Origin of the sequence: Capnocytophaga sp. CM59, assembly GCF_000293175.1 — a bacterium.
Classification (GTDB): domain Bacteria; phylum Bacteroidota; class Bacteroidia; order Flavobacteriales; family Flavobacteriaceae; genus Capnocytophaga; species Capnocytophaga granulosa.
In genome coordinates this window covers 75,053-81,453 of the sequence record NZ_ALNN01000023.1, presented here as the reverse complement: position 1 = coordinate 81,453, position 6,401 = coordinate 75,053, and the positions used below count along the sequence as shown (strand labels likewise).

Annotated in this window: 5 protein-coding genes; 1 reads left to right on the top strand and 4 read right to left on the bottom strand. The window is 40.5% G+C overall.

Going from position 1 to position 6,401, the window contains the following annotated elements; all coding sequences use genetic code 11:
- From HMPREF1154_RS06805 to HMPREF1154_RS06790, 4 genes are all read right to left on the bottom strand, one after another.
- Nucleotides 1-561: DKNYY domain-containing protein (locus HMPREF1154_RS06805; protein ID WP_009641806.1), on the bottom strand; the 561-nt coding region annotated here is incomplete at its 3' end.
- A gap of 93 nt (nt 562-654) precedes the next feature.
- Nucleotides 655-2,373, bottom strand: coding sequence for a DKNYY domain-containing protein (locus tag HMPREF1154_RS06800; protein WP_009641792.1), 1,719 nt, complete (start codon nt 2,371-2,373; stop codon nt 655-657).
- Nucleotides 2,374-2,423: 50 nt separating this feature from the next.
- Nucleotides 2,424-4,160: a DKNYY domain-containing protein gene (locus tag HMPREF1154_RS06795; protein ID WP_009641789.1), complete on the bottom strand. Its 1,737-nt coding sequence runs from the start codon at nt 4,158-4,160 to the stop codon at nt 2,424-2,426.
- A 106-nt stretch (nt 4,161-4,266) separates the two neighbouring features.
- The gene (locus HMPREF1154_RS06790; protein WP_009641770.1) at nt 4,267-5,436 is read right to left on the bottom strand and encodes a DKNYY domain-containing protein; all 1,170 of its coding nucleotides are present in this window, start codon (nt 5,434-5,436) and stop codon (nt 4,267-4,269) included.
- Between the two features lie 108 nt (nt 5,437-5,544).
- On the opposite strand from HMPREF1154_RS06790, the gene HMPREF1154_RS06785 reads away from it, so the two are divergent.
- A complete protein-coding gene (locus tag HMPREF1154_RS06785) occupies nt 5,545-6,369 on the top strand; it encodes an AraC family transcriptional regulator (protein WP_009641775.1) in 825 nt (274 codons plus the stop codon).
- Nucleotides 6,370-6,401 lie beyond the last annotated feature (32 nt).

The window sequence follows — 6,401 nt, the reverse complement described above, 5'->3', positions numbered from 1 at the left end:
AAGGGTAGCCACATCAGCCCCTTCTACCTTTTGGTCATAATAGTATAGATAGTTTTTGTCCTTGAAATAACAAGTGGTAACCGACTCAAAGGTGGCAGGGTCAGAGATGTTAATCTGCTTTTTTCCCCTAAAAGCCTGCTTATGAGTTCGCCAAATAGGTTCTTCCCAATAGTCAGACGGCTTGTAATAGTGACTTATAAAGCCCACTACTCTAAAGCCTGTGGTATCTATCTTTATAAAATCCCCTTGGTAATAGATCCCATTTTTGTCTTTGGCTAATCTCGATACATTGAGGGGCACGAAACTCGCCATATCAGGTTTTATGATCTTGCGGATATCTTTCTCTTGGTAGATCGCATAATCCCTATTGATGATATAGCCCTCCACATAGGGGCGCTTATATTCCCAAAAGGAACTCCATAGGGAATCTGTACGATGGATATCGGATACAGTTATAGTATCTTGTACCACTACCTCCTTTTCGGCTGTAGTAGGGAGTTGCTCTACTGGCTTTTGCTTGCAAGCAACGAGTAATAACGTAAAAAGTAAGAGACGATTCATAAGAGTTTGATAATTTGATAATTTGTCGATTTGCCAATTTGCCGATTTGTCGATTTGTCGATTTGCTAATTGTCTCATTAGCTCATTGGCCAATTAACTCATCGGCTCATCGGTTAATTGTCTAACTTGCTCATTGGTCAATGGACACATTGCCCCCTCTCCGCTTAATTCGGCCAACCAATACCCCTGGGCATTCTTAAAGAGATAGAAATTAGGACTAGGGGCGGGATCCATACCCCAGCCTTTCTCATAGCCCTCATAGATAGCCAAAAGCTCCACGTCCTTGCTTGGGAACAGCCTTGTAGTACCATCATACCAATAATCTTTATCGGCTAAGAAACCATTGGGTACTACCCTTAGAGAAGCATTGTCATAACCCTTTACTACTACATATCTACGTTCGCTCTTCCAATCATGTTGGTCACTATCATACCACTCCTTATAAATCAAATGATAAATCTGTCCGTTATGCCTCCAAAAAGAATAAGTAAGCTGCTCAAAACCAGTGGTATCTATTTCTTTATTCTTTTGCTTATCGTCTTGGGAAGGGAATAATTCCCTTAGGGGTGTGTTTCCTTCTTTGAGCAACACCAACTGCTGGGGGCTGAGGTGAGGTACATAGAGGCTATCGTCATAACCACTATAATAAGCCTGATCCTCATAGATAAATAGTCTCTGATTATCCATATAGAAAAAGTTTTTCCCATACTCAGGGCGGTTTGTATAGTGGAAAGGCAGCTTTTTACGCCAATTATACACCCCATTCTTGTCATACAGATAGTAATAATGCCCTGGAACAACCCCAAAAGTAGCCGCATCATAGCCAGAGAGAGGCTCTTTTCTATTGTAAAGCTTGTTTCCATCGGTGACCAAAACCTCAAACAGCTTTATCTTGCTCAAATTCTCCTTGGGTATGGGCACTCTAAGGTCTTCGTCCCCTAACGGATAGCTATTTTCATCATAATAGAGGTGGTTTTTATCTATCAAATAGAAATCATTCAGCCTTCGTAAGGTAGGAATATCAAAATAATCAGGGAGCTCTATAAAGTAATCCTCCGCCCTCTCTTTATCGTATTCTGCATTATAACGCAATACATGGGTAGCGGTTTTGTATATATTATTCGATACCTGCTGTACCCGCTCTCCTTTGTAGATAAAGGGCTTCCCTTGGTAATAGGTATTGTCCTTGTCGGAGACAAATTCCTCATCTGCCAATTCCTTCTGAAGGGTAGCCACATCAGCCCCTTCTACCTTTTGGTCATAATAGTATAGGTAGTTTTTGTCCTTGAAATAACAAGTGGTAACCGACTCGAAGGTGGCAGGATCGGAGATAGCAATCGGTTTTGTTCCCCTAAAAGCCTGCTTATAAGTTCGCCAAATAGGTTCTTCCCAATAGTCAGACGGCTTGTCATGATGGCTTATAACGCCCACTACTCTAAAGCCTGTGGTATCTATCTTTATAAAATCCCCTTGGTAATAGATCCCATTTTTGTCTTTGGCAAAAATCAGGATTATGTCAGCTGCCGATCCCGATACATTGAGGATTGCAAAGCTCGCCATATCAGGTTTTATGATCTTGCGGGTATCTTTTTCTTGGTAGATGACATAATCCTTATTGATGATATAGCCCTCCACATAGGGGCGCTTATATTTCTTAAAGGAATGCCATAGGGAATCCGTGCGATGGATATCAGATACAGCTATAGTATCTTGTACCACTACCTCCTCATTGGTAGTAGTAGCAGGGAGCTGCTTCATAGGCTTTTGCCCACAAGCGACGAGTAACAAAGTAAGAAGTAAGAGACGGTTCATGATAGTTTTGAGTTTTGAGTTTTGAGTTTTGAGTTTTAAATTTTGAGTTGCTATTGTTGGTTTAATAACTTACTGGCTTGCTCATTGGTTAATGGACACATTGCCCCTTCGCCGCCTAATTCGGCCAGCCAATAGCCCTGGGCATTCTTAAAGAAATAGAAATTAGTGGTAGGAGTATTATCCAAACCACAGCCTTTTCGATACCCCTCATAAATAGCCAGAAGTTCTACATCTTTGTTTTGGAACAACCTTGTGGTGCCATCATACCAATAATCTTTATCAGCTAAGAAACCGTTGGGAACTGCCTTTAGAGAGGCATTGTCATAGCCTTTTACTACTACATATCGGCGCTCACTCGTCCAATCATTTTGCTCATAATCGTACCTCTCCTTATAAATCAAATGATAAATCTGTCCATTATGCCTCCAAAAAGAATAAGTAAGCTCCTCAAAGCCTGTGGTATCTATTTTTTTATTTTTTTGCTTATCGCCTTGAGAAGGGAATAATTCTCTTAGGGGTGTGTTTCCTTTTTTTAGCAGCGCCAACTGCCGAGGGGTGAGGTGAGGTACATAGAGACTATCGTTATAAGCCCTGTAATAAGCCTGATCCTCATAGACAAATAGGTGCTGATCATCCATATAGAAAAAGTTTTTCCCATACTGGGGGCGGTTTGTATAGCGAAAAGGTAGTTTATAGTCCCAATTATACACCCCATTCTTGTCATACTGATAGTAATGATACTCTGGAACAATCCCAAAAGTAGCCGCATCATAGCCAGAGAGCAGCTCTTTTCCTCTGTAGAGCTTGTTCCCATCAGTTACAAAAACCTCAAATAGCTTTATCTTACTCAGATTCTCCTTGGGTATAGGCATTCTAAGATCTTTGTCCCTTAACGGATAGGTATTTTCATCATAATAGAGGTGATTTTTATCTATCAAATAGGAATCATTCAGCCTTTTTAAGGTAGGAATATCAAAATAATCAGGGAGTTCCACAAAATAATCCTCCGCCTTCTCCTTCTCTTTATCATCATATCCTGCATTATAGCGCAATACATGGGTAGTGGTTTTGTATATATTGCCCGTTATCAGCTGTACCTGCTCCGTTTTGTATGTATTGTTCGTTACCAACTGTACCCGCTCCCCTTTATAGATAAAGGGTTTCCCTTGGTAATAGGTGTTGTTCTTGTCGGAGACAAATTCCCCATCTATCGATTCCTTCTGAAGGGTAGCCACATCAGCTCCCTCTACCTTTTGGTCATAATAGTATAGGTAGTTTTTGTCCTTGAAGTAACAAAAAGAAACAGTCTCTAAGGTGGCAGGATCAGAGATAGCAATCGGTTTTGTTCCCCTAAAAGCCTTCTTATGAGTTCGCCAAATAGGTTCTTCCCAATAGTCAGACGGCTTATCATCGTGGCTTATAACGCCCACTACTCTAAAGCCTGTGGTATCAATCTTTATAAAATCTCCTTGGTAATAGACCCCATTTTTGTCTTTGGCAAATCCCGATACATCAAGGATTGTAAAGCTCGCCATATCAGGTTTTATGATCTTTCGGGTATTTTTCTCTTGGTAAATAGCATAATCCTGATTGATGATATAGCCCTTCACATAGGGGCGCTTATATTTCTCAAAGGAACGCCATAAGGAATCTGTACGATGAATATCGGATACAGCTATAGTATCTTGTACCACTGCCTTCTCATTGGTAGTAGTAGCAGGGAGCTGCTTCATAGGCTTTTGCCCACAAGCAACGAGTAACAAAGTAATAAGTAAGAGACGGTTCATGATAGTTTTGAGTTATAGGGTTTTGAATTATAGGGTTTTGAGTTTTAAATTTTGAGTTATAGGTTTTTTAGATAATGACAAGTGAGTAGTCATTAGTCATTAGTCATTAGTCATTAGTTGTTGGTTCATCGGTCATCAATTGCCATCGTTTACTAATATCATAAGTTTGTTGCTCATAAATAACCTTATCGTCTTCTAAGAAAGCATTTTTTCCCCATACAGGCGGAGTGGTATATTTGAAAGGGAGTTTTTCTTCATTCATGTAAATACCATCTTTGTCATAAACAAGATCTCCAGGGTACTCTGGCACTATCCCAAAAGTATGAGCATCACAGGGTGTAGGGTCGCTCCCATGATAAATAGTCTTACCATCGGAGATATAAGAATAGGTTCCAAAAGTTTGTATCCTGTCAAAATCTCTTTTTTTGATAGGGAGTACTTTTTCTCTAAAGAATACATGGTTTTTGTCCATAAGATAATCTGAAGAAGCGCCTGAAAGGCTATCAATAAAAAGTCCCTTAAGGGTGGCAACATCCATATAGGGTACTTCCTTCCAATAAGGAGCGTCATCTCCCCCAACGTCCAATGTTAAAGCAAGTACATACCGAGAGGTCTTGAAAAAATCCTCTGTCACGAGCTCTACAGGCTCTCCCTTATAAGTGAGGATTTTATCCTTGTAATAAGTATGGTTTTTATCCGCTACTGCATAGGTAATACCAGATAATCTTATATATTGGCTATCAGAACCTTCTATCTTTTTCTCACAGAAATACAAAAACTCCTTGTCCTTGAAATAATAGCATGGAGTATAATAATCATACGCCATTTCAAAGGATTCTGGGTGGGCTACCTCCATAGGTTGCGTACCTAAGAACACTTTCTTATTGGTTTTCCAAATAGGCGTATTTTCCTCACTCAGAGGTATCTCTTTTACACCAACTATTTTAAAGCCTGTGGTATCCATTGGGAAGAAATAGCCACGGTAATAGATGCCGTTTTTGTCCACAGCAAACCCGCCTCCTTTCCCCTTGAAAGTAGCCATATCAGGGCTAAGGCGTAGGGTGGCTTTCTTGCCCTGATAGAGTACATAATCCTCATAGACAACATATTCTTCACTATAGTTATTACCATATTGGTCAGAGAAATAGGCTTTATAGTCATCAGGATCAGTTATGGACACTATATGAGTGGTTAGTCCCTTTGGGTAATCTTTCTGCTCCGCAGGCTTTTGCTTGCAAGCGACGAGTAACAAAGTACAAAGTAAAAGACGATTCATGATAGTTTTGAATTGGTTATTAGCTAATTAACTCATTGGCTAATTGGCTTATTAGATTGCAAATATACTCTTTTTTTCTTAATTTTGTACCCTGATAGCTGATTATTTATGACTTACCAGAATATTCATATCAACAGTGCTACCCCTGAGGATTTTGCCCAAGGAGCACACACAACCCTATACTATATCTTTCTCTTACAGGGGGATAGCCACTTTAGTGTCGACTTCAACGACTATACTTCCCAAGGGCATTCCCTGCTGTTCCTCTCCCCTTACCAGTATTTCCAATGGAAAGAAACGGCCCCCAAAATGGACTTTATCGCCTTCCATGGGGATTTCTATTGTATAGAGTACCACAAGAAGGAAGTGGCTTGTAACGGCCTATTATTCAATAATATATACCAACAACCCCACTTTGAGGTCTCTCAGGCAGTTTTTGGAGAATTAGAGCGTCTCTTGAAAAAGATGCAAGCCATTGCTTCAGACTCCAATCCTTACCAAATTGCAGTGCTTAAGAGCTATTTGCAACTGATCTTGGCCATCGGAAGCCGAGAAAAGCAGCATTTTTTGAGCCACTTGAAAGAAGAGAACCCTTTGCAAAACCCCGTGGCCAATTTCCAAGAGCTTTTGGAGGCCAACTTTCTCAAGGAAAAGGACATCAGCTTCTATGCTGAGGCCTATCACCTTTCAATCAGTGCTTTCTCCAAGCGTATTAAGCAGTATTATGGGAAGACCCCTTCGGCGCTGCTAAGGGAGCGCTTGGTTTTGGAAGCCAAAAAGCTACTGCACCTCACCCATAAGTCGGTCAAGGAAATCGCCTTTGAACTCTGCTTTGAGGATGCTTTCTACTTCAGCCGTTATTTCAAGAAGGAAGTAGGGGTTTCCCCCAAGCAATTTAGGGAGAGTGTAGGAATTTCGATAGTGGCAAAATAATCTATGTTTGTGGCAAAAAAGTCCATTCTTAT

Bases quoted from the DNA above. Each gene is read 5' to 3' on its own strand.
- HMPREF1154_RS06785 (WP_009641775.1), top strand. From the start codon at position 5,545: ATGACTTACCAGAATATTCATATCAACAGTGCTACCCCTGAGGATTTT.
- HMPREF1154_RS06800 (WP_009641792.1), bottom strand. From the start codon at position 2,373: ATGAACCGTCTCTTACTTCTTACTTTGTTACTCGTCGCTTGTGGGCAA.
- HMPREF1154_RS06795 (WP_009641789.1), bottom strand. From the start codon at position 4,160: ATGAACCGTCTCTTACTTATTACTTTGTTACTCGTTGCTTGTGGGCAA.
- HMPREF1154_RS06790 (WP_009641770.1), bottom strand. From the start codon at position 5,436: ATGAATCGTCTTTTACTTTGTACTTTGTTACTCGTCGCTTGCAAGCAA.